The organism is Actinacidiphila yeochonensis CN732 (assembly GCF_000745345.1).
Classification (GTDB): domain Bacteria; phylum Actinomycetota; class Actinomycetes; order Streptomycetales; family Streptomycetaceae; genus Actinacidiphila; species Actinacidiphila yeochonensis.
Window position 1 is genome coordinate 4,548,718 of sequence record NZ_JQNR01000005.1, and the last position, 20,466, is coordinate 4,569,183.

Genomic DNA, 20,466 nt, shown 5'->3' on the forward strand with positions numbered 1-20,466 from the left:
CGTCGCCCGACCCGAGGGAGACCGCGACCATGAGCCAGCCGCCGACCCACGACTTCCCCTTCCCGCCCGGCCCGCTGGCCGAGCCGCCCGAGCAGTACGCGGAACTCGGCGCCGGCTGCCCGGTCTCCCGGGTCCGGCTGCCGAGCGGGGACCAGGCGTGGTACGTCACCGGATACGACGAGGTGCAGGCCGCGCTCTCCGACGGCCGCCTGTCGCGTGCCGCCCTGCGCGAACCCGGAGCGCCCCGCGTCGTCACGGGGCCGGACTTCTCCGACAACCCCTACAACCTGCTCAACCAGGAGGGCCCCGACCACAAGCGGCTGCGCCGCCTGATCAGCCCGGCCTTCACCCCCCGTCGGGCCGCCGCGCTGCGCGGCACCGTCCAGCGGATCGCCGACGAGCTGATCGACGACCTGGTGGCCGCCGGACCCGCGGGCGACCTGCACCGGGACTACGCCGCCGTGCTCCCCGTCCACGTCATCTGCGCGCTCATCGACGCGCCCCGCGAGGACCGTCCGAAGATCCAGCTGTGGACCGACCGGCTGGTCAGCATCACCGCGCACACCCCGGAGGAACGGCTCTCGGCCCGCGAGGAGTCGGCCGCCTACGTGGCCGCCCTGATCGGGCAGCGCCGCGCCGATCCCGGTGACGACCTGCTCAGCGAGCTGATCAAGGCGCACGACGAGGGCGACCGGCTGACCGGGCAGGAGCTGGTCTGGCTCGGCATCAACCTGCTGGTCGCCGGGCACGACACCACCGTCGGCGCGATCAGCCGCGGCCTGTTCGCGCTGCTCCGCCACCCCGAGCAGTACCGGCTGCTGGCCAAGGCCCCAGACGACCGCGGACTCCTCGGCCACGCCGTCGACGAGCTGCTGCGCTACGCGCCGCCGTCGGACTTCGGGTTCATCCGGGTGGCGACCGAGGACCTCACGATCGGCGGGGTGGACGTCGCGGCGGGCGAGGGCGTCATCCCCGCGATGCACGCGGCGGGACGCGACTCGCGCCATGTCACCGACCCGGACATCCTCGACCTCACCCGCGGCGACGCCAACCACCTCGCCTTCGGCCACGGCGCGCACTACTGCCCCGGCGCGGGCGTGGCCCGCCTGGAGCTGGAGATCGCCTTCGGCAGCCTGGCCCGCCGCCTGCCGGAGCTGCGGCTGGCCGTCCCGGAGGACCAGGTCCGCTGGATCGGCGGCCTCCTGACGCTGCGTCCGGAGGTGCTGCCCGCCGAGTGGTGACGGGCCCCGGAACCCGGTGGGCGCGGCGGACGGGTCACAACGCCGGGGCGGCGGCGAGCAGTTCTCGCGTCCACGGGTCGGCCGGACGGGCGAAGACCTGCTCGACCGGCCCGCTCTCCAGGACCCGCCCGTCGCGCATCACCATCACCTCGTCCGCGATCTCGCGGATCACCGCGAGATCGTGCGAGATGAAGAGCATGGCCAGGCCGAGCCGGTCGCGCAGCGACCGCAGCAGCTCCAGGACCTGGGCCTGGAGCGAGACGTCCAGCGCGGAGACCGGTTCGTCGCAGACCAGCACCCGCGGCCGGGCCGCCAGCGCCCGGGCGATGGCCACCCGCTGGCGCTGCCCGCCCGACAGCTCGCGCGGCCGGCGCCGCAGGTGGCTGTCGGAGAGCCCGACCATCGCCAGCAGTTCGGCGCATCCGGCGGCCCGGTCCGCGCGCGGTACGCCCGCCGCGGCCAGCGCCTCGCCGAGCAGCCGCCGTACGGCGTAGCGGGGGTCGAGGGCGCTGAGCGGGTCCTGGTCGACGAGTTGGACGAGCCGCCGGCGCGGCCGTCTGGCCCGCTCCGGTATCCCGCTCCACGCGGCGCCGTCGAGCAGGACGGTACCGCCGTCCGGCCGTTCCAGGCCCAGCACCAGCCGGGCCAGCGTCGACTTGCCCGACCCGGACTCCCCGACGACGCCCAGGGTGCGGCCGGGGGTGAGGGTGAGGGAGACCTCGCGCACCGCGTCGCGCCAGCCGCCGTCGGGGCGGCGGTAGCGGAGGCTCAGGCCGCTCGCCGACAGGACGGGCCCCTGGCCGCCGGCCCCGGCCGCACCGGTTGCCCCGGCCGCACCGGTTGCCTCGGTGACTTCGGACGCCCCGCCTGGCTGGGCGGCACGCGGCGCCGGACGCCGGCCCGGTACGGAGTCCAGCAGGGCGCGGGTGTAGGGGTGTCGGGGCGCGGTGAGGACGCGACGGGCGGGCGCCTGCTCGACCACGACGCCGTCGCGCAGCACCGCGATGTCGTCCGCCACCTGTGCCACCGCCGCGAGGTCGTGGCTGATCAGCAGCACCGCCGTGCCGGCGTCGCGCAGCTCGCGCAGCAGCGCGAGGACGCGGGCCTGCACGGTGGCGTCCAGCGCGGTGGTGGGCTCGTCGGCGATCAGCAGCCGGGGGCCGCCCGCCAGGGCCGAGGCGATCAGGGCGCGTTGGCGCAGGCCGCCGGAGAGCTCGTACGGCCGCTGGCGGGCACGCTGCGCGGGCTCGGGCACCCCCACGGAGTCGAGCAGTTCCAGGACGCGGGACCGGACCTCGTCCCGGGGGGCGCGGCGGTGGGCGGTGAGGGCCTCGGCGATCTCGCGGCCGATCGGCCGCAGCGGGTCGAGCGAGACCAGGGCGTCCTGGGAGACCAGCCCCACGTGGGCGCCGCGCACCGCCCGCCACTCGCGCTCACCGTGCCGCCGTACGTCCTGGCCGCAGATGTCCAGCCGCTCGGCCCGCACCCGCGCTCCGTCGCCGACGAGCCCGAGCAGGCTCCGCGCGGTGACGCTCTTCCCCGAGCCGGACTCGCCGACCAGCGCCAGGCAGCGGCCGGCGGCGAGGCGGAAGGAGACGCCTCGGACGGCCTCCACGGTCCCGCCGGGCGTGTCGAACCGTACGTGCAGGGACGCGACGTCCGCGACGAGCGAGGAGCCGGGGACGCTGTCGACGGGGGCGTCGTCGACGGGGTCGGGGGCACGCGACGGGCCGCGGGCTCCGGTGACCGCGGGTGCGTCGGCCGCGCCGGCCGTGTCGGTTGCGCCGGCTGTCCCGGTGGTGCCGGCTGTCCCGGTGGTGCCAGTGGTGTCGTCCGTGTCGGACATGGTCGTGGACTCCTCTTCGGAGAGCGAGTGAGGTACGGGCTCGGCCCGCGTGGCGCACGCCGACGGGGAGCCGGGCGGCTCGCGGGGGAGCGGTGCGCGGGTCCGGCCGCGGCGACGCCGTCGGCTCCGGCCCGGCTCCCGCGCCGGACCCGCCCCGGGGGCGGGTCCGGCGGACGGCTCACGTCGCGGCGCGGCCCGCGAAGCGGTGGTGCAGGGAGCGGCCCGTGACGCTGATCGCGACCGCCGCCACAGTGACCGCCAGGCCCGGGAAGACCCCGATCCACCAGGCGATCGGCAGGTACTGCTGGCCCTGCGCGAGCATCGCGCCCCACTCCGGAGAGGGCGGCTGCGGGCCGAGGCCGAGGTAGCTGAGCGCCGCCCCGGAGGTGATCGCCGAGCCGGTGCCGATCGCCGCGACCAGCGCCAGCGGCCCGACGGTGTTGGGCAGGACGTGACGGGCCGCCAGGACCACCGGGCGCTGGCCCAGGCACACCGCGGCCCGTACGTATCCGGACTGCCGGACCGACAGCGCCTGGCCGCGCACCAGCCGCGCGTACCCCAGCGCGGCCGGAACCGCGATGGCGACCGCCTCGGCACCCGCCCCGCGCCCCGCCACGGTCAGGACGAGCAGCGACACCAGCAGCGCGGGCAGCGCCAGCAGCGCGTCCACCAGCCGCATGAGGACGGCGTCGACCACCCCGCCCGCCAGCGCCGCGACCAGCCCGACCAGCAGCCCGGCCACCGCGGCCAGCGCGGTCGCGCCCAGCCCGGTGGCCAGCGACGTGCGCGTGCCGTACACCACGCGGGTGAGGACGTCGCGCCCCAACTGGTCCGTGCCGAACGGGTGCGCCGCGCTCGGCGGCCGCAGCACCGCGTCCAGGTGCGGCGCCAGCGGCGACCCGTCGCCGAAGAGCCACGGCAGCGCCGCCACCGCGGCGAGCAGCAGCAGGACGAGGACTGCGAGCACGGTGCCGGGCCGAGGGCGCCGCCGCCCCCGGGCCCCGGCCAGGGCCCGGACCGGCACGCCGTCCGGTGGCGCGCCGCCGCCCCCGCGCGCCGTGGTCCTCTCCTCGACGTTCGTCATACCGCCGCCCTCCGCACCCGGAGCCTGGGATCGACCGCCAGGCACAGCAGGTCGACGACGGTGCTCACCACCGCGAAGGCCGCCGCCGCGGCCATCACCACGCCGAGCACTACGGGGATGTCACGCGAGGTCACCGCTTCGAGCGCGACCTTGCCGAGGCCGGGCCGCGCGAAGACCGTCTCCACCAGCACCGCCCCGCCGAGCAGGTGCCCGACGAACCAGCCGGCCAGGTTGAGCGCCGGCAGCGCCGCGTGCCGCAGGGTGTGCCGGGCGCGTACGGCGCGCTCGGACAGCCCCCGCGACCGGGCGGTGAGCGTGAACGGCTCCTGCCAGGCGGCCTGCATACCGTCCCGCAGCACCTGGGAGAGCAGCCCGGCGGCCGGCAGTGCCAGCGTCACCGCCGGGAGGAGCAGCGCGGCCAGGCCGCCCTCCCCGGCCGCCGGCAGCAGCCGCAGCCGGAAGGAGAAGACGGTGAGCAGCAGGATGCCGAGCCAGAAGGACGGCAGCGAGATCGCCGTCAGCTCCACCCCGGACACCAGGCTCCGCCCGAACCGGCCCACCCGGGCCAGCGGGCCGCGGCCCGCACCGGTGCCGGCGGTCGCCAGGGCGAGCAGCCCGGCCACCAGCACGACCAGCACCGTCGCCGCCGCCGCGAGTTGGAGGGTCGGTCCGAGCTGCTCCCCGATGATCGCGGTCACCGGCCGCTGCTGCTGGTAGGAGGTGCCCAGGTCGCCGTGGAGCAGCCGGCCCAGGAACCGCGCGTACTGCACGGCCAACGGCCGGTCGAAGCCGTAGTCGTGGCGGATGCGGTCGGCCATGCCGGGCGAGGCCTGGTAGCCGTTGCCCAGCATGATCTGCACCGGGTCGCCGGGCAGCAGGTGCAGCACCAGGAAGGCGACGGAGGCCGCCGCCCACACGACCAGCAGCGCGGCCGCGACCCGGCCGGCCAGGTACCTCGCGACGCCCGCGCCGGCCCTCATCGGCGCGTGGTCCAGGCGCGGGCGAAGAGCGGCCACCCGGAGACGTCGAAGGTGATGCCGTGCAGCGACTTCGAGGCGCCGACCAGGTAGGAGCCCACGTACACCGGGACGGTCACCGCGTGGTCGATCACCCACTGCTGCACCTTGGCGTAGTCGGCCCTGCGCTGAGCCGGGTCGGTGGTGGACGCGGCGGCCAGCAGCCAGGAGTTGACCTGCGGGTCGTCGGTGCGGGCGGCGTTCTGCCCGCCGTGCTCCGGGTTGGCGCCGCCGAGGTAGAAGCCGCGCAGGATGTCGCCGTCGCCGCGGGCCCAGCTGACGTCGAGGATGTCGTAGTCGCTGGTGTAGGCGTCCTTGTAGTAGGTGCCCTCGTCGGTGACGACCTGCTTGAGCTGGATTCCGACGGCCTTGGCCTGGGCCTGGAAGCCGTCGGCGAGGGCACCGCGCTCGTCGCGGACGCTGGCCGCCGCCACGGTGGGCCACACCAGGGTGAGGCGCCTGCCGTCCTTGGTGCGGTAGCCCTGGGCGTCACGGCCGGTCCAGCCCGCCTGGTCGAGCAGCGACCCGGCCTGCTTCGGGTCGTACGTCCAGGTGTTCTCCAGCGCCGCGTCGTAGGAGTTGGGGGTGGAGGGGCTCAGCGGGCTCCACGCGCGCTGGTAGACGCCCAGGTAGACGGCCTTGACCAGGCCGCCGATGTCCAGGGAGTGCAGGAGGGCGAGCCGCACCCTCTGGTCTTCGAGGGGTCCCCGGACGGTGTTGAGCTGGAAGCTGTAGACCTCCCCGGGCGCCTGGTGGGAGAGCAGCTGCAGCTGCGGGTTGGCGCGGACCGAGGCGGCGGCGGTCACCGGCAGCACGGCCGCGTCGATCTGGCCGCTGGTCAGGGTGCCGACGCGGGTCGTGTCGTCGGTGAGGAAGCGGATGGTGAGGGTGGACAGGTGGGCCGGGCCGGTCGGGCCGCCGTCCTGGGGGCCCCACCTGTACGCGGGGTTGCGGCTGAGGACGAGCTGCCGCCCGACGGTGCGGGAGGTCTCCTTGAACGGCCCGGTGCCGACCGAGTGGGTGCCGGCCGCGCACAGCGCGCTCTGCCCGGCGGCGAGGGCCTTGGGCGACTCGATGCCCAGGTAGGTGGTGCTGACGCCCTGGAGGAACGGCGAGAACGGGCTGCCGAAGGAGACCCGCAGGGTGTACCTGCCGGTGACGGTGGTGCCCTTGTAGTCGGGCCCGAACAGGCTTGCCGCGTACTGGGACTTGGTCGCGGGGGCGGTGATGTGGTCGAAGTTCGCCTTGACCGCGGCGGCGTCCAGGTGGGTGCCGTCGTGGAAGGAGACGTCGTCCCGGAGGGTGAAGTCGTAGGTGCGGCCCCCGTCGCCGATCTTCCAGGAGCGGGCCAGCCACGGGTGCGGGATGCCCTTGGCGTCCTCCTCGACCAGGGAGTCGAAGACGCCGCGCTGGATCACCGCGGTGGCGTCGGCGGGGGAGACGTGCGGGTCGAGGCAGGACGGCTCGACGTTGATGGCGTAGGTGGCGTTCCCGCCGTCCACGGGCTCGGCCGAAGTGTCGGCGGCCGTACCGGCGGTGGAGCTGGTGGCGGTGCAGCCCGCGGTGGCGCTGAGCACGACGGCGAGCAGGGCGGCGCCGGCGGCGGTCGCGGCGCGGCGGAGCGGGGTGGGCATGGCTGATCTCCTCGGGAACCGGTGGCGGTGCGGGGGGCCGGACGGAGCGGTCGGCCCGGACACGCCGCGGCGCAGACCCGGAGCAGATCGATGTGGCGCCGCCGGACCAGCGGCGGCGTGCGGCGGGACGGCATCCGGATCAGCCTTCCGCCACGGCCGCCGCCGGCATCGCGACGCGCCGGCCGGCGAAGTGGCCCGCGGTGTCCTCGCCGCGGAACAGGCCCTCCGGCGACGCGAGGCAGGCGCGCACCGGCGCGGGCCGGCGCAGCGCCGCCGGCGAGGGCGGCCGGCGGCCTCCGGTCGCGACGCCGGCTTCCCGGGCGACCCGGACGGCCGGGAGGGGCGGCGAGGTCGTCATGAGTGCCTCCGACTGACGGGGAGCGGTCGCGCACAGTCTGCGGTGCGCGGCCCTCGGGGTGCCTCGGCCGCAAGGCGGGACTGCGGCACCGGCCGAAAGGCCGTCAGAATGCGCCCGTCACCCGGACTTTGGGCCGGACCGGCCTACCAGCGGTCCCAGTGGACGACCTGGTCGAGGTCCGCTCGCGGGCCCGGCCGGAAATCGGTGCCGACGGTGTGTGCGAGCGGGATCAGCGCCGCCTGCTGCACCTCCTGGTAGTCGATGCCGAGCAGTTCGGCCGCCTTCTCCTCGTAGTGCAGGTGCGGGGTGGTCCACGCCGTGCCCAGGCCCCGGGAGCGGGCGGCGAGCATGAAGCTCCAGACGGCCGGCAGGATCGAGCCCCAGGTGTTGGCCTGCTCGACGACGGACGGCGGCTGCGCGGAGCGCACGGACCGCACGCACGGCACCACCATCACCGGCACCTCGTGGAGGTGCTCGAAGAGGTGGCGGCCGCTGGCCATGCCGCGCTGCCGCGAGGCGGTCCCGGCGGCGCGGTCCACCCCGTCGTCGGAGATGTGCTGGGTGGGGTGGGTGAGGCCGAGCCGGTAGAGGTCGGCCAGCCCGGCGCGCAGCCCGGCGTCGGTGACGATCACGAACTCCCAGCGCTGGCGGTTGCGGCCGCTGGGCGCCTGGGTGGCCAACGCGAGGCACTCCTCCAGGAGTTCGCGGGAGACCGGGCGGGTCAGGTCGAGGCGCCTGCGCACCGCGCGGGTGGTGGACAGCAACTGGTCGGGGGAGAGGTCGAGCACGGTCGGCTCCTTGGGAGGTGGTCGGTGCCGCTAGTTGTTTGACGCAACCGAAACATTCAAATTAACGGATCGGGGGTCCGGCCGCGCCGGAACCGGCAAGCCCGTCCGAACCGCCCGCCGCGGCCTGTTGGGCGGCGCTGGTGGAGGCGCTGCGCGAGGAGCTGGGCGGGCGGCTGCCCTTGGGCGGGGCGGGCGGCACGACGCCCAGGGCGTCCACGAGTACGGCCGGCCCGGCGCGGCCGCCTGCCGGCCGTGGAACGAGCCGCGCACCGGTCTGGGCGCCGTCTTCCTCGCCCGGCGGCCGCCCGCCCCGGGCGGTACGTACCGGTGGCGGCCCGCCCGCGCGGCCTCCTCGCCGAGTCGGTGCGGGACGAGGCGTGACGCCGACCCCCGCCGGAACCCGCACGCGCCTCACGCGAACCGGAGCCGACGTACCGCCGGGTTGTCGGGGCCTGGTGCGCGGGCCGCCGGTGAGGGCACCGCGCGCCGTCCGCGTCGTCGGTCCCCGGGCGGGGCCGAACCCCCGACCTCGGTCGAGCTTGCCCGGGCGCGGACGGGGCGGATAATTTTCGTCCATGGTTCACAAAGCTTCGAACGATGCCGCCGTCCCGCCCCCCGTCTCCCGGTACACGCACCTCAACTCCGTACCCGCCGACCACGAACTCGTCCTGATCTCCGGCCAGGTGGGCAACCTCCCGGACGGTTCGCTGGCCGGGGAGGACGCGCAGACGCAGGCCGCCCAGGTGTTCGCCAACATCGAGGCGCTGCTGAGGGGGATAGGGGCCACCCCGGCGCACCTCCTCAAGTTCACCAGCTTCGTCGTCGGCCGCGAGAGCCTCGCCGCCTTCCGGGAGGCCCGCGACCGGTCCTTCGACGCGTGGTACCCCGAGGGCACCCCCGTGCCGGGCCACACCCTCGCCATCGTCGCGGGGCTCGCCGACCCGCGCCTCCTGGTCGAGGTCGAGGCCGTGGCCGCAGTCCCCCGAGCCGCGCAGCCCACGGACTGAGCGGACGTGTCCGCCACCGTGGACAGTTCGCGCTTCCGGCGGCTCTTCCCCGCCCTGCGGCGGCAGGTCTGGCTGGACACCCCCGGCAGCCCGCCGGCCGCGGCGCCCGTCGCCGAGGCGCTGCGCGCCGCCGTCACCGAGTGGAGCGACGGCGCCTTCCAGTGGACCGACTGGGACGCCGAACCCGCCAATACCCGGGCCCAGTTCGCCGAACTCGTCGCAGCGCCGCCCGAACAGGTGGCGCTGCTCGGCTCCGTCGCCGAGGCCGCGGCGACGGTCGCCGCCGCGCTCCCGCCGGGACGCGTCGTGGTGTCGGCCGACGAGTTCCGCAGCAACCTGCTGCCCTGGCTCGCGCTCGCCCGGGACGGGGGGCGCCACGAGGTGACCGTCGTGCCCGCCGAGGCGGGCCGCACCCGCAGCGAGGGCCTGGTCGCCGCGCTCGACCGGCCCGCCGTGCTGGTCGCCGTCAGCGAGGTGCTCTCGTTCGACGGGGTGCGTGCCGATCTGCCCGCCCTGCGCCGGGCGGCCGACCGGGCGGGTGCCCGGCTCTTCGTCGACGCCAGCCAGTCGCTCGGCGCCCTGCGCCCGCCGCCGCCCGACGCCCGCCCCGACTACCTCGCCGTGCACGGCTACAAGTGGCTGCTGTGCCCGCGCGGTGCCGCCTGGCTGACCGTACGGGCCGACCGGGTCGGCGAACTGCGCCCCCTCCTGCCGGGCTGGAAGTCCACCGCCGGCGGCTACTTCGGCCCGGTCCCGTACGCGCCGGGCGCGGCGGCGCTCGACACGTCGACGGCCTGGCTGCCGTGGATCGGCGCCCGCGCCGCGCTCCGCCTGCTGTCCACCCTGGACCAGGCCGCCGTCGAGGCGCACTGCCTGCGCCTGGCGGCGCGGTTCACGGCAGGGGCCGCCGAGGCCGGGTTCACGCCGCCCGCCGAGGGACCGGCCAGCCAGATCGTCGCCGTCCGCGTCCCCGACGGCCCGGCCGCCGCGGCCGCGCTGCGCGGGGCGGGCGTACGCGCCGGGGTGCTCGGCGACCGGCTGCGGGTCGGCTTCCACTACTTCAACGACGACGAGGACGTCGACCGCGTCCTGGCCGTACTGCGCCTCCTGCGCGCAAAGGCCGCACAGGCGTGACGAACCATCAGCTGCACTCCGAAGACCCCTGGTTGAGCTGGAACGGCACCATCGGGCTGCGGCGCGCCGACCGCTCCGTCCGGGCGGCGGAGTCCCGCCGGGGCGGAGCGGTCGGCTACGGGCTGGTGGAACGCGGGGCGAACCGGGACCGAGGCACGGGGACGGGGGCCGGTGCCGGCGCCGCCCGGTACGGTGCTCGCGGTGCGGTGGGCCGACCGGTGGGCCCACCGCGGCCGGTTCAGTCCACCAGCGCCTGGTAGGCCAGCTGCCGGACCCGCGAGTAGAGCGGATGACGCCGTACGGGGACGAGCTGGGCGAAGAACAGCCCGATCAGCCGCTCCACCGGGTCCACCCAGAAGAACATCGACGAGGCCGTGTACCAGGAGAACTCGCCCTCGTTGGAGATCACCTTGGCGGCCGCCGCGTCCTGGACCGTGGCGAAGCCGAAACCGAAGCCGAGGCCGCCGAACGAGGGCAGGCCGAAGAGCACCGGCCGTCCGATGGTGGCGAGGTCGGCGCCGCCCGGCAGCTGGTTGCGCGTCATGTAGCGGACGGTGCGCGGGGAGAGCAGGCGTACGCCGTCGAGTTCGCCGCCGTTCAGCAGCAGGTGCAGGAAGCGGTGGTAGTCGCCCGCGCTGGTGATCAGGCCCGAGGAGCCGGACAGCAGGCGGGGCTTGACGGTGGGGTTGCCGCCGAGGGCCTCGTTGCGCACCGCCTTGCCGTCGGCCGGGTTGGCGGCGTAGAGGCCCGCGAGCCGGTGGGCGTCGGCCTCGGGGACCCAGAAGCCGGTGTCGGTCAGGCCCAGCGGCTCGAAGACGCGCTCGGCGAAGAACCGGTCGAGGGTCTGCCCGGAGACGATCTCGATGACGCGGCCGAGGATGTCGCTGCTCACGCCGTAGTTCCACCGCTCACCCGGGTGGTGCAGCAGCGGCAGCCCGGCCCAGGTGTCCACGGCCGTGGCGAGGTCCATCTCCGGCGGGGCGCTCCACTCGAAGCCCTCGGCCGTGTAGATCTCGTCGACCGGGTGGGCGTGGTGGAAGCCGTAGGTGAAGCCCGCGGTGTGGGTGAGCAGGTGCCAGATGCGGACCGGTTCGGCGGCGGGCACGGTGACCGGGGCGGCGACCGGGCCGCGCTGGTAGACGCGGACGTTCGCGAGGGAGGGGATGTAGTCGGAGACCGGCTCGTGCAGCCCCAGGCGGCCCTCCTCGTAGAGGATCATCGCGGCGACCGAGGTGATGGGCTTCGTCAGCGACCAGGTGCGGAAGAGGGTGTCCGACTCGACGGGCAGGCCGGCCTCCTTGTCGCGGTGGCCGGCGGTCTCCAGATGGGCGATACGGCCGTCGCGGCTGATCAGCGACAGCCAGCCGGCCAGCCGGCCGTCCTCGACGTAGGCGCCGAAGTGGCTGCCGATCCGGGCCAGCCGTTCCGGGTCGAAGCCCGCGTCCGCGGGGTCGATCTCGACCTTCAACTCGGCCATGAGTTACGTCAACTCCCTCTGTAGGCACAACTCTTGCCGTTACGGGGAACTCACCCTATCGTTTGTTTCATGGTTTTGGAACTCTCGAATATGAGGCTCCATGCGAACGTCCCAGGAGGGTCGATGTTCGACTATCGAGGCCACTTCTCCCTTCGGCTCGACGAACTGCGCGCGACCGGCGGCTACCGGAACTTCCTCGATATCGAGCGGGTCGCGGGGTCCTTCCCCGCCGCGATCCGCCACCGCGGGGCCGGCGAGCCGCAGCCCGTCACCGTCTGGTGCAGCAACGACTACCTGGGCATGGGCCAGCACCCCGAGGTGCTCGCCGCCATGCGCGCCACGCTCGACGCCACCGGCGCGGGCAGCGGCGGCTCCCGCAACATCTCCGGCACCAGCCACCTGCACGGCCGGCTGGAGGCCGAACTCGCCGACCTCCACGGCAAGGAGAGCGCCCTGCTCTTCCCCTCCGGCTACAGCGCCAACGACGCCGCGCTCACCGTCCTGGGCAGGCTGCTGCCCGGCGCGGTGATCCTCTCCGACGCGCTCAACCACGCCTCACTGATCGCCGGTATCCGGCACAGCGGCGCCGACAAGCGCGTCTTCCGGCACAACGACGCCGCCCACCTCGACAGCCTGCTCGCCGAGATCCCCCGCGACCGGCCGAAGGTGGTGGTGCTGGAGTCCGTCTACTCCATGGACGGCGACATCGCCCCGCTGCGGGAGCTCGCCGCCGTGGCACGCCGGCACGGCGCCCTCACCTTCCTCGACGAGGTGCACGCGGTCGGCATCTACGGCCCGCGCGGCGCCGGCATCGCGGCCCGCGACGGCGTCGCCGGCGGCTTCGACGTCGTCATGGGCACCCTCGCCAAGGCGTTCGGCGTCGCCGGCGGCTACATAGCGGGCGACGCGGAGATCGTCGACGCGGTCCGCAGCTTCGCCTCCGCGTTCATCTTCACCACCTCGCCCGCCCCCGTCGTGGTGGCCGGCGCGCTGGCCGCCGTCGTCCACCTCAAGCGCTCCACCGTCGAGCGCGACGTCCTGTTCCGCCACTCCGCCCTGCTCCACCGGCTGCTGCGCCAGGCCCGCATCCCCGTGGTCTCCGACGCCACCCACCTGGTGCCGGTGCTGGTCGGGGACGCCCGGCAGTGCGCCCGGATCGCCGCCGACCTGCTGGAGGAGTACGGCCTCTACGTCCAGCCGATCAACGCGCCCAGCGTGCCGGCCGGCACCGAGCGGCTGCGGGTCACCCCCACCCCGGCGCACACCCCGGAGCGGATCGAGGAGTTCGCGACCGCGCTGGACAAGCTGTGGACCCGCCACGGCCTGCCGCGTCTGGAGGCGCCCCGCGTCGCCGACCGCTCGGACGCCCTGCTGCTCACCCACTGACCCACGGACCCGCCGACCCCCCGGCCCACCGTCTCCCCGACCCGCCGTTCCACCGACCTGGAAGCCTCCCAAGGAGATCCGCGTGCCAGAGCCGCAGAGGCGCTTCGGCCTCACCCTGCCCGTCCCCGTGCTCTCCCTGCCCGAACACCGGCAACTCATCGAGGAGTTGCCCGACGCCGGATACACCGACGTGTGGACCGGCGAGGCGTCCGGGGCCGACGCCTTCACCCCGCTGGTGCTGGCCGCGGCCTGGAGCGACACCCTGCGCCTGGGCACCGCGATCGTGCCCGTCCACACCAGGGGGCCCGCCGTTATCGCCCAGCACGCCGCCGCCCTCGCCGAGCTGGCGCCCGGCCGGGTCGTGCTGGGCGTCGGCTCGTCCGGACCCGCCTTCGTCACCGCCTTCAACGGCATCCCCTTCAGCGAGCCGTACCGCAGGGTGCGCGACACCCTGCGGTTCCTGCGCGGCGCCCTGGACGGCGACTACGTCACCGGCGACTTCGACACCTTCAGCATCGGCGGCTTCCAGCTCGGCCGGCCGCCCGCGGTGCCCCCACCCTGATGACGGGCGCGCTGCGGCCGGGGATGCTCCGGCTCGGCTGGCGCGAGGGCGGCGGGGCGATCACCAACTTCCTCGGCCCGCGCGACATCCCGGCGGTGCGCGGCGCCGTGGACGGCCTCGGCCTGCCCGACCGCGAGCTGGTCTGCCGCATCTTCGTCTGCCCCACACCGGACACCGCCTACGCGCGGGCGGTGGGCCGCTCCATGCTGGCCCGCATCCTGACCCGGCCCACCTACCACGCGTTCCACGCATGGCTCGGCCGCGGCGACCTGATGAAGGAGACGGTGCGCCGCGCCGAGGCCGGCGACTGGGCGGGGGCCGCCGCGGCCGTCCCCGACCAGATCGTCGACGACCTCCTCGTCCACGGCGACATCCCGACCTGCCGCGCCAAGATCCAGGCGTACGTCGAAGCCGGTGTCGACACCCCGGTGTTGATGTTCAGCGGGCTGCCGGAGCACCGGCTCGACGCGTCCGCGATCAGCGAGCTGGTTCGGGCGCTCGGCCCTGCGGCTTCGGACTGACGTCCTGCTCCTCGCCGCGCTCGCGGACCAGGAACACCACGATCGGCACCACCACCACGGCGCACCCGCCGCACAGCACGCCCACCGCCCAGAACCCGGCGCCGGCGCTCAACAGCGCCGCCGCCGCGGCGGTGCCGGCCATCATGCCGCCGTACTGCGCCGAGGAGTTCAGTGCCAGGGCCGTCCCCCGGGCCCGCGGGCTCAGCTCGCTGACCAGCGTGGTCAGCGAGGACTGGCCGAACCCCACCGCCAGGCCCCACACCGCCTGGACGGCGACGGCCGCCGGCAGCGAACCGGTCAGCAGCGAGAAGGCCACCACCGAGCCGGCGGCGACCGCCGAGGCCGCCGCGATGATGCCGCGGCGGCCCACACGGTCCGCGATCCGCCCGCCGTACACGTTGCCGATCACGCTCGCCGCGCCGCCGCCGGCCAGCGCCAGGCCCGCCTCACCGGGCGTCAGCCCGAACTCGCGGTTGTAGAAGAGGCCGGCGTTGGCGAACATCCCCTGGAGCCCCGCCGTCCACAGCAGCGTGGACAGCAGGGTGAACACCACCGGCGGCAGCGACAGGGCGGTCCGCAACCGGCTCGCCCACTCCCGCACCGGCCCGGTCGAGGGGTCCGCCACGGCCGGCGGGGCGTCCGGCAGGGCCGCCCACACCGCCGCCAGCAGCACCACGGCGGCGACCGCGACCAGCCGGAACGTCCACCGCCACGACACCACCTGGGCGATGGCCGAGCCCAGCGGCACGCCCAGCACCGAAGCGGCCATCATGGCGCCCACCACGATCCCCATGGCCGCGCCCCGCCGCTCGTACGGCACCCGGTCGGAGATCAGGGCGAAGATGCTCGGGACCACCATCGCCGCCCCGACCCCGGAGACCGCCCGGAAGACGAGGATCAGCGCGAAGCTGTCGCCCGTCCCCGTCAGGGCGGTGCCGCCGAGGAAGACCAGCAGGCCGGCGAGGATCATCCGCTTGCGGCCCCAGCGGTCGCAGATCGGCCCGAAGAGCGGCGCGCCCAGCATGAACAGCAGCGCGTACGCCGTCACCAGCAGGCCGCCGTAGTCGGTCGTGGTCCCGGTGGCCCGGGTGATGGACGGCGCGAGCGGCGAGACCACCAGCGAGTCCAGCCCGACGAAGAAGCCGCAGACGGCGCAGAGCCACAGCCAGGTCCGGCCGCCCTCCCCGGAGTTCCCCGCGTTCTCGGCGCTGTCGCGTTCTTCGACTTCCCTGTCGCCCTTCTCTCCGGTGCCTTCGGTGGAACTGGTGTCGCTCACAGTACGATCCTCACGTTGTACTCGGTCAGCCATCGGTTGAGCAGCAGTGCCCGCGGCAGCCACGGCGGCGGGGTGAACGTGCCGTTGGTCCACGGCCCGTCCGGTGACGCCAGCCGGCGCAGCGCGTCCGCGTCCAGCAGGGCGAGGGCCGGCGCCGACGGCTCGTCGTCGACCAGCCGCAGCACCCCCGCCCGCACCGCGTCCAGGTACTCGGGGCTCTGCCCGAAGGGGAAGCCGCTCTTCGGGCGCCTGACGACCAGCTCCGGCAGTAGGCCGGAGACGGCGTCCCGCAGCAGGCTCTTCTCCACCCCGCCGGTGCGGCGCAGCGACCACGGCACGTTCCACACGTACTCCACCAGCCGGTGGTCGGTGAACGGCAGCCGCACCTCCAGGCCGGAGGCCATGCTCATCCGGTCCTTGCGGTCGAGAAGGAACGGCAGGAACCGGGTGAGCTGGAGGTACGTCACCTCCCGCGCGCGCCGCTCCGGCCTGCTCTCCGCCCCCAGGTAGGGCACCTCGGACAGGGCCTCCCGGTAGCGGGACTCCAGCGCCGCGTGCAGGTCGAGCTTCTGCCGCAGCTCCGGCGCGAGCACCGCGTTGCGGTCGGTGACCCCGGCCGACCACGGGAAGGAGCCGCTCGGCCGCTCCGCCTCCGCGCGGAACCACGGGAAGCCGCCGAAGATGTCGTCGGCGCCCTCGCCCGACAGCGCCACCGCCACGTGGCGGCGCACCTCGCGGAAGAGCAGCAGGAGGGAGGCGTCGAGGTCGCCCACCCCGGGCATGTCCCGGGCCCGCAGCGTGGCCCCCAACTCAGCAGCCAGCGCGGGGGGTTCGAGGAGCACCTCGGTGTGTGCGGTGGCCAGGTGGCCGGCCACCGCCCGGACGTACGGGGCGTCCCGGTCGACGTGGAGCGCGTCGGCGGCGAAGTCGCGCTCGCCGCCGGCGAAGTCCACCGAGTAGGTGCCGAGCTTCCCGGCCCGGCGGCGACGGCGGTCCGCGGCCGCGAAGGCGGTGATCGCGCTGGAGTCGATACCGCCGGACAGCAGCGCGCCGAGCGGCACGTCCGCCCGCGACCGCGCGGCCACCGCGGCGTCCAGCAGGTCGCGGACCCGCTCCACCGTCTCCGCCGGGCTGTCGGTGTGCGGCTGCGCGGTCAGCTGCCAGTAGCGCCGGTGGTGCGTCTCACCGCGCGCGAAGCAGACCGTCCAGCCGGGCCGCACCTCGTGCAGGTGGCGCAGCACGGCGTCGCCCGGCCGCTTGCCCGCGACGATGAACAGGTCGGCCAGCCCCTCCGGATCGACCTCGGCGGTGAAGCCCGGGTGGGCCAGCAGGGCCTTCGGCTCGGAGCCGAAGACCACCCCGCCGGGCACCTCGGCCCAGTAGAGCGGGGTGACACCCAACCGGTCCCGTCCCAGGACGAGTTGGCCGCGCCGACCGTCCCACAGGGCGAAGGCGAAGTCGCCGACCAGTCGGGCCGCGCCGGCCTCGCCCCACTCCAGGTGGGCGCGCAGCACCAGCTCGGCGTCGGTCGGGTTGGCCAACCGGTGGCTGTGCCGGGTGAGTTCCTCGCGCAGATGTGCCGTCTCCAGCAGTCGCCCGTCGAACACCGCCGCGGAGGGGGTGGGCGTGAAGACGGCGGAGAAGGGTCGGACGTCCGCCTGACCGTCGACGCCCTCCAGGCGCGCGGCGGAGCGCGGCAGCGCGGCCGCGTGCAGCCGGTGCCCGAGCGCGGCGCGCGGGCTGTGCCAGCCGCCGCCGGCCTCCGGGCCGCGGTGCCGCAGCGCGTCGGTCATCCGCCGCAGCAGTACCCGGTCGTCGGCGGCGACGGGGCCCTCGGCGGGGCGGGAGAAGTCCACGAAGCCCGCGATGCCGCTCATACCGCCACCCCCACGCTGCGCAGCGTCTCCCGGACGATCCCGTTGATCGGCTCGGGGAGCCGCTCCCAGTTCCGGCTGTCCGTCACGTCCAGCACCCGGGAGAGCTTCCAGCCCAGGTACTGGCCGAGCGAGGCCAGCGGAGGCAGCTTCTCCACCGCCCGGACGGCCAGCTCGTGGCGGGGGAAGAGCGGTGCGAGCCGGCCGGCGAGCGCCGCGCCCCACTCCTCGTCCGGTTCACCGGCGGTGGTGGTCAGCACGACCACCGTCTCCTCGTGCACGACGAGCATGTAGTTGAAGACGGCGGGCCCCGGCGCGTCCTCCGTCCACAGCGCGGCCTCCAGGTCGTCCTGCCGGATGCCGTTGCCGTCCAGGGTGATCACGTCCTGCGCGCGGCCCAGCGTGCGCACCCCGGCGGTCCGCACCCCGCACGGGCACGGCGAGGGGTCTATCTCCACCAGGTCGCCTATGCGGTAGCGGATCAGCGGCCGGGCCGGGATGTCGAGGGTGGTGACGATGAGCCGGCCCCGGTCAGGCCGGTCCCCGGCGAGCCTGATGCCCGTGCCCTCGGCGTCGTCCTCCAGCTCCAGCAGGTAGCTGTGCTGCTGGAGGTGGAGCCGGCGGTGCTCGCAGGTGACGGCTATCGTGCCGGTCTCGGACGAGCCGTAGCTGCACACGTACGCCCGGGCGCCGGTCAGCCGCTCCAGATGGCGGACGAACGCCGGCCCGGTCTGCTCGGCCATCAGCAGCAGCCGGTCGAAGCGGGGCGCCGGGTGGCCGTTGCGGTGCGCGAACTGCACCAGCTCCAGCAGCCGGGAGGGCGGGCCGACGAAGACGTTGGCCCCCAGCTGGTCGACCAGCCGCAGCACCCGCGTGTAGTCGCCGGTGATGTTGTCCACCCAGGGGCGGAAGGAGAGGATCTGGAGGTACTCCAGCACCTTCTCGAACTGGTAGGCGGCGGGCGCGAAGGGCGCGTTGATGAGGATGATGGCCCGGTCCGACGGATCGAGCAGCCGGGCCCACAGCTCGCCGATGTTCACCGTGTTGATCAGCAGGTCGTCCAGCGCCTTCGGCGCGGCGACCGGCTCCCCGGTGGTGCCCGAGGACTCGTAGTAGTGGAGGAAGTCGCCGAGCCGGCGGGTGAACGCCGTCGGTCCCGACCGGCTCAGCTCGCCCTTCTCCAGCAGCGGCAGCGCCGGGAAGACCTCCTCCAGCGCCCGCCGCGGGGTCAGCCGACCCTGTGCGGCGTCGTCCACCAGGCCGCGGGGGAGGGTGTCCCGGTACAGGGCCGAGTCGCGGGCGGCGGCGAGGGTGGCCACCAGCTTGGCGCCGTGGACGGCCGGCAGGTCGGCGTCGCCGGCGGCGACCGACCGGACCTGGGCGGCGTGCTCGCGCGCCCGCCGGGCCACCTCGTCCAGCACCTTCTCGTCACGCAAGAGCAGCACGGGGGTCTCCGTTCCCGAGGTCGTCGGAGTCGGTGAAGAGCGGGTCGGCGACACCGGTCGCCCGGCGCAGCGCCCCACTGCGGATGAGCCCGGCGACGGCGGTGATGTCGCGGTCCATCCGCCGGTCGCCGGTGAGGAAGGGCACGTGCCGCCGGATCAGCGCGTGGGCGCGGCGCACGGCCGGGGAGACCGAGTCGATGCCGCGCAGGTCCAGCGCCTGGGCGAGGGCGATGAGATGGATCGCCGTCACCTGGCCGGTCAGCTCGGCGATGGTGCGGGCGTCGCGGGCGGCGATGGTGCCCATGGACACCTTGTCCTGGTTGTGGGCCTCCGTCGAACGGGAGAAGACGGTGGCCGCGCTCGCGGTCTTGAGCGCCTCGGCGGTGACGGCGGAGGCGGCGATCTGCATGCCCTTGAAGCCGTGGTGGAGACCGGCCTCGTCCAGTGCCGCGGAATGGGCGATGAGGTTCGGGGTGAGCCCGTTGTTGAACTTCTCGTCCACCACCAGGGCAAGTTGACGGTCCATCAGGTCGGCGATGCTGGCCAGTGCCGGCTTCAGGGCGTCCATCGCCTGCCCGACATGCCCGGCGTAGAAGTTGCCGCCGTGGTGCACCTCGCCGCCGCCGTCCTCGTCGCCGGGGACGAACAGCGGGTTGTCGGTGGCGGAGTTGACCTCCACGGTCAGCCACTCGCGCACCCACGACAGGGTGTCGCGCAGCACCCCGACGACGTGCGGGGCACAGCGGATCGAGTACTTGTCCTGGATGCGCTCGCCCAGCAGCTGGTGGCTGCGGCCGCCGAGCGGGCTGTGCCGGACGAGGATCTCGTCGTAGCTGGTCGACAGCGCGGACCCGGCCAGCAGCTCCCGCACCACCGCCGCGCTGCCCAGCTGGCCCGGGTGCGGCTTGGCGGCGTGCAGGGCGGGGTGGAAGTGCGAGCCGTTGCCGAGGAGCGCCTGCCCGGCCATGGCCGTCGCGAGGTCCGCGGCGTGCGCGATCTCCTGGGCGTCCCAGGCCGCCAGCACGGCGAAGGCGGTGGTGAAGGAGGTGCCGTTGATCAGCGCCAGGCCCTCCTTGGGCTCCAGCACCGCGGCGGTCAGGCCCTCGTCGGCGAGCGCGGCCGCGGCCGGACGCGGCTCGCCCCGGTGGCGGACCTCCCCCTCGCCGAGCAGGGCGGCGGCCACGTAGCACAGCGGCACCAGATCCCCGCTGGCCCCGAGCGATCCGCGCTCGGGCACCAAGGGGGCTATGCCGGCGGCAAGTTGGGCCAGCAGCAGGTCCACCACCTCGGGGCGGATCGCGGACAGCCCGCGGGCGAGGCAGTTGGCGCGGATCAGCTGGGTGGCGCGGACCACTTCGTCCGCGGCGTCGGGGCCGACCCCGTTGAGGTGGTAGAGGACCAGGTTGCGCTGGAGCGCGGCCGCCCGGTCGGGGGCGATCTGGCGGGTGACGGAGTCGCCGAAGCCGGTGGTGACCCCGTAGACGGGGACGTTCGCGGCCAGGAGCTGGTCCCGCAGCGCGACGGAGGCGCGCATACGGCGTTCGGCGTCCTCGGAGAGGACGATCCGGGGCGGCGGTTGGGGTGCGGACGGGCGTGCGGTGGCGACGACGTCGCGCAGCCGCAGTGATCCTCCGTCGAGCACGAGCTGGGCGTGGGGCGTGGTCAGAACCTCGGTCACGGTGCTTGGGCCCTTCGGTGCGGACAGCGGTGGAGTCCTCGACAGGCGAAGTGATCGATACCGGCAGTCTCGCCCGGCGGCGGCCCCGCCTGCTTCGGGCGTAAGAGCGGAATCAGGTACCGGCCCAAGTGCCGGGGAG

Annotated in this window: 17 protein-coding genes; 6 read left to right on the top strand and 11 right to left on the bottom strand. The window is 74.9% G+C overall.

All coding sequences use genetic code 11. From position 1 onward, the window contains the following. Positions 1-29: 29 nt before the first annotated feature. On the top strand, positions 30-1,241 hold the full coding sequence (locus tag BS72_RS30480; protein WP_037915095.1) for a cytochrome P450: 1,212 nt from the start codon (positions 30-32) through the stop codon (positions 1,239-1,241). A 34-nt stretch (positions 1,242-1,275) separates the two neighbouring features. Here the strand turns inward: BS72_RS30480 and BS72_RS30485 are convergent, their stop codons facing one another. The 6 genes from BS72_RS30485 to BS72_RS30510 form a co-directional block, all read right to left on the bottom strand. After that, on the bottom strand, positions 1,276-3,087 hold the full coding sequence (locus BS72_RS30485) for a dipeptide ABC transporter ATP-binding protein (protein WP_078901760.1): 1,812 nt from the start codon (positions 3,085-3,087) through the stop codon (positions 1,276-1,278). 178 nt (positions 3,088-3,265) lie between these two features. Then, entirely contained in the window at positions 3,266-4,171 is a 906-nt protein-coding gene (locus BS72_RS30490; protein WP_051951851.1) for an ABC transporter permease, read from the bottom strand. Further along, positions 4,168-5,151, bottom strand: a complete 984-nt coding sequence (locus tag BS72_RS30495) for an ABC transporter permease (protein WP_037918407.1) — start codon at positions 5,149-5,151, stop codon at positions 4,168-4,170. The genes BS72_RS30490 and BS72_RS30495 overlap by 4 nt, the downstream gene beginning before the upstream one ends. Continuing rightward, positions 5,148-6,821: an ABC transporter substrate-binding protein gene (locus BS72_RS30500; RefSeq protein ID WP_037915099.1), complete on the bottom strand. Its 1,674-nt coding sequence runs from the start codon at positions 6,819-6,821 to the stop codon at positions 5,148-5,150. The genes BS72_RS30495 and BS72_RS30500 overlap by 4 nt, the downstream gene beginning before the upstream one ends. 139 nt (positions 6,822-6,960) lie before the next feature. Next, positions 6,961-7,179, bottom strand: a complete 219-nt coding sequence (locus BS72_RS30505; protein WP_037915102.1) for a hypothetical protein — start codon at positions 7,177-7,179, stop codon at positions 6,961-6,963. Between the two features lie 143 nt (positions 7,180-7,322). Further along, positions 7,323-7,967 (bottom strand): nitroreductase family protein, encoded by a 645-nt coding sequence (locus tag BS72_RS30510; RefSeq protein WP_037915105.1) that lies wholly within the window; start codon positions 7,965-7,967, stop codon positions 7,323-7,325. 575 nt (positions 7,968-8,542) lie between these two features. Between BS72_RS30510 and BS72_RS30515 the strand changes: the two genes are divergently transcribed. Continuing rightward, the gene (locus BS72_RS30515; RefSeq protein ID WP_037915107.1) at positions 8,543-8,974 is read left to right on the top strand and encodes a RidA family protein; all 432 of its coding nucleotides are present in this window, start codon (positions 8,543-8,545) and stop codon (positions 8,972-8,974) included. A gap of 6 nt (positions 8,975-8,980) precedes the next feature. Beyond that, entirely contained in the window at positions 8,981-10,108 is a 1,128-nt protein-coding gene (locus tag BS72_RS30520; protein ID WP_232792581.1) for an aminotransferase class V-fold PLP-dependent enzyme, read from the top strand. Between the two features lie 238 nt (positions 10,109-10,346). On the opposite strand, the gene BS72_RS30525 is transcribed toward BS72_RS30520, so the two are convergent. Next, a complete protein-coding gene (locus BS72_RS30525) occupies positions 10,347-11,585 on the bottom strand; it encodes a serine hydrolase domain-containing protein (protein WP_037915110.1) in 1,239 nt (412 codons plus the stop codon). A gap of 123 nt (positions 11,586-11,708) precedes the next feature. On the opposite strand from BS72_RS30525, the gene hemA reads away from it, so the two are divergent. The 3 genes from hemA to BS72_RS39365 all read left to right on the top strand — a co-directional run bounded on the left by hemA (position 11,709) and on the right by BS72_RS39365 (position 14,054). Next, on the top strand, positions 11,709-12,971 hold the full coding sequence (hemA, locus tag BS72_RS30530) for a 5-aminolevulinate synthase (protein ID WP_037915113.1): 1,263 nt from the start codon (positions 11,709-11,711) through the stop codon (positions 12,969-12,971). A gap of 82 nt (positions 12,972-13,053) precedes the next feature. Beyond that, positions 13,054-13,533: an LLM class flavin-dependent oxidoreductase gene (locus BS72_RS39360; RefSeq protein ID WP_265736816.1), complete on the top strand. Its 480-nt coding sequence runs from the start codon at positions 13,054-13,056 to the stop codon at positions 13,531-13,533. Continuing rightward, on the top strand, positions 13,533-14,054 hold the full coding sequence (locus BS72_RS39365; protein WP_265736817.1) for an LLM class flavin-dependent oxidoreductase: 522 nt from the start codon (positions 13,533-13,535) through the stop codon (positions 14,052-14,054). Before BS72_RS39360 ends, BS72_RS39365 begins: the two co-directional genes overlap by 1 nt. Here the strand turns inward: BS72_RS39365 and BS72_RS30540 are convergent. The 4 genes from BS72_RS30540 to BS72_RS30555 are packed head-to-tail and all read right to left on the bottom strand — an operon-like array spanning position 14,011 to position 20,327. Then, positions 14,011-15,330, bottom strand: a complete 1,320-nt coding sequence (locus BS72_RS30540) for an MFS transporter (RefSeq protein WP_051951852.1) — start codon at positions 15,328-15,330, stop codon at positions 14,011-14,013. The genes BS72_RS39365 and BS72_RS30540 overlap by 44 nt on opposite strands. After that, a complete protein-coding gene (gene asnB / locus BS72_RS30545) occupies positions 15,327-17,207 on the bottom strand; it encodes an asparagine synthase (glutamine-hydrolyzing) (protein ID WP_037915116.1) in 1,881 nt (626 codons plus the stop codon). The genes BS72_RS30540 and asnB overlap by 4 nt, the downstream gene beginning before the upstream one ends. After that, positions 17,204-18,649: a phenylacetate--CoA ligase family protein gene (locus BS72_RS30550; RefSeq protein WP_037915119.1), complete on the bottom strand. Its 1,446-nt coding sequence runs from the start codon at positions 18,647-18,649 to the stop codon at positions 17,204-17,206. Before BS72_RS30550 ends, asnB begins: the two co-directional genes overlap by 4 nt. Continuing rightward, positions 18,633-20,327, bottom strand: a complete 1,695-nt coding sequence (locus BS72_RS30555; protein ID WP_051951853.1) for an HAL/PAL/TAL family ammonia-lyase — start codon at positions 20,325-20,327, stop codon at positions 18,633-18,635. Before BS72_RS30555 ends, BS72_RS30550 begins: the two co-directional genes overlap by 17 nt. Positions 20,328-20,466 lie beyond the last annotated feature (139 nt).

Bases quoted from the DNA above. Each gene is read 5' to 3' on its own strand.
- BS72_RS30480 (WP_037915095.1), top strand. From the start codon at position 30: ATGAGCCAGCCGCCGACCCACGACTTCCCCTTCCCGCCCGGCCCGCTG.
- BS72_RS30485 (WP_078901760.1), bottom strand. From the start codon at position 3,087: ATGTCCGACACGGACGACACCACTGGCACCACCGGGACAGCCGGCACC.
- BS72_RS30490 (WP_051951851.1), bottom strand. From the start codon at position 4,171: ATGACGAACGTCGAGGAGAGGACCACGGCGCGCGGGGGCGGCGGCGCG.
- BS72_RS30495 (WP_037918407.1), bottom strand. From the start codon at position 5,151: ATGAGGGCCGGCGCGGGCGTCGCGAGGTACCTGGCCGGCCGGGTCGCG.
- BS72_RS30500 (WP_037915099.1), bottom strand. From the start codon at position 6,821: ATGCCCACCCCGCTCCGCCGCGCCGCGACCGCCGCCGGCGCCGCCCTG.
- BS72_RS30505 (WP_037915102.1), bottom strand. From the start codon at position 7,179: ATGACGACCTCGCCGCCCCTCCCGGCCGTCCGGGTCGCCCGGGAAGCC.
- BS72_RS30515 (WP_037915107.1), top strand. From the start codon at position 8,543: ATGGTTCACAAAGCTTCGAACGATGCCGCCGTCCCGCCCCCCGTCTCC.
- BS72_RS30525 (WP_037915110.1), bottom strand. From the start codon at position 11,585: ATGGCCGAGTTGAAGGTCGAGATCGACCCCGCGGACGCGGGCTTCGAC.
- hemA (WP_037915113.1), top strand. From the start codon at position 11,709: ATGTTCGACTATCGAGGCCACTTCTCCCTTCGGCTCGACGAACTGCGC.
- BS72_RS39365 (WP_265736817.1), top strand. From the start codon at position 13,533: ATGACGGGCGCGCTGCGGCCGGGGATGCTCCGGCTCGGCTGGCGCGAG.
- asnB (WP_037915116.1), bottom strand. From the start codon at position 17,207: ATGAGCGGCATCGCGGGCTTCGTGGACTTCTCCCGCCCCGCCGAGGGC.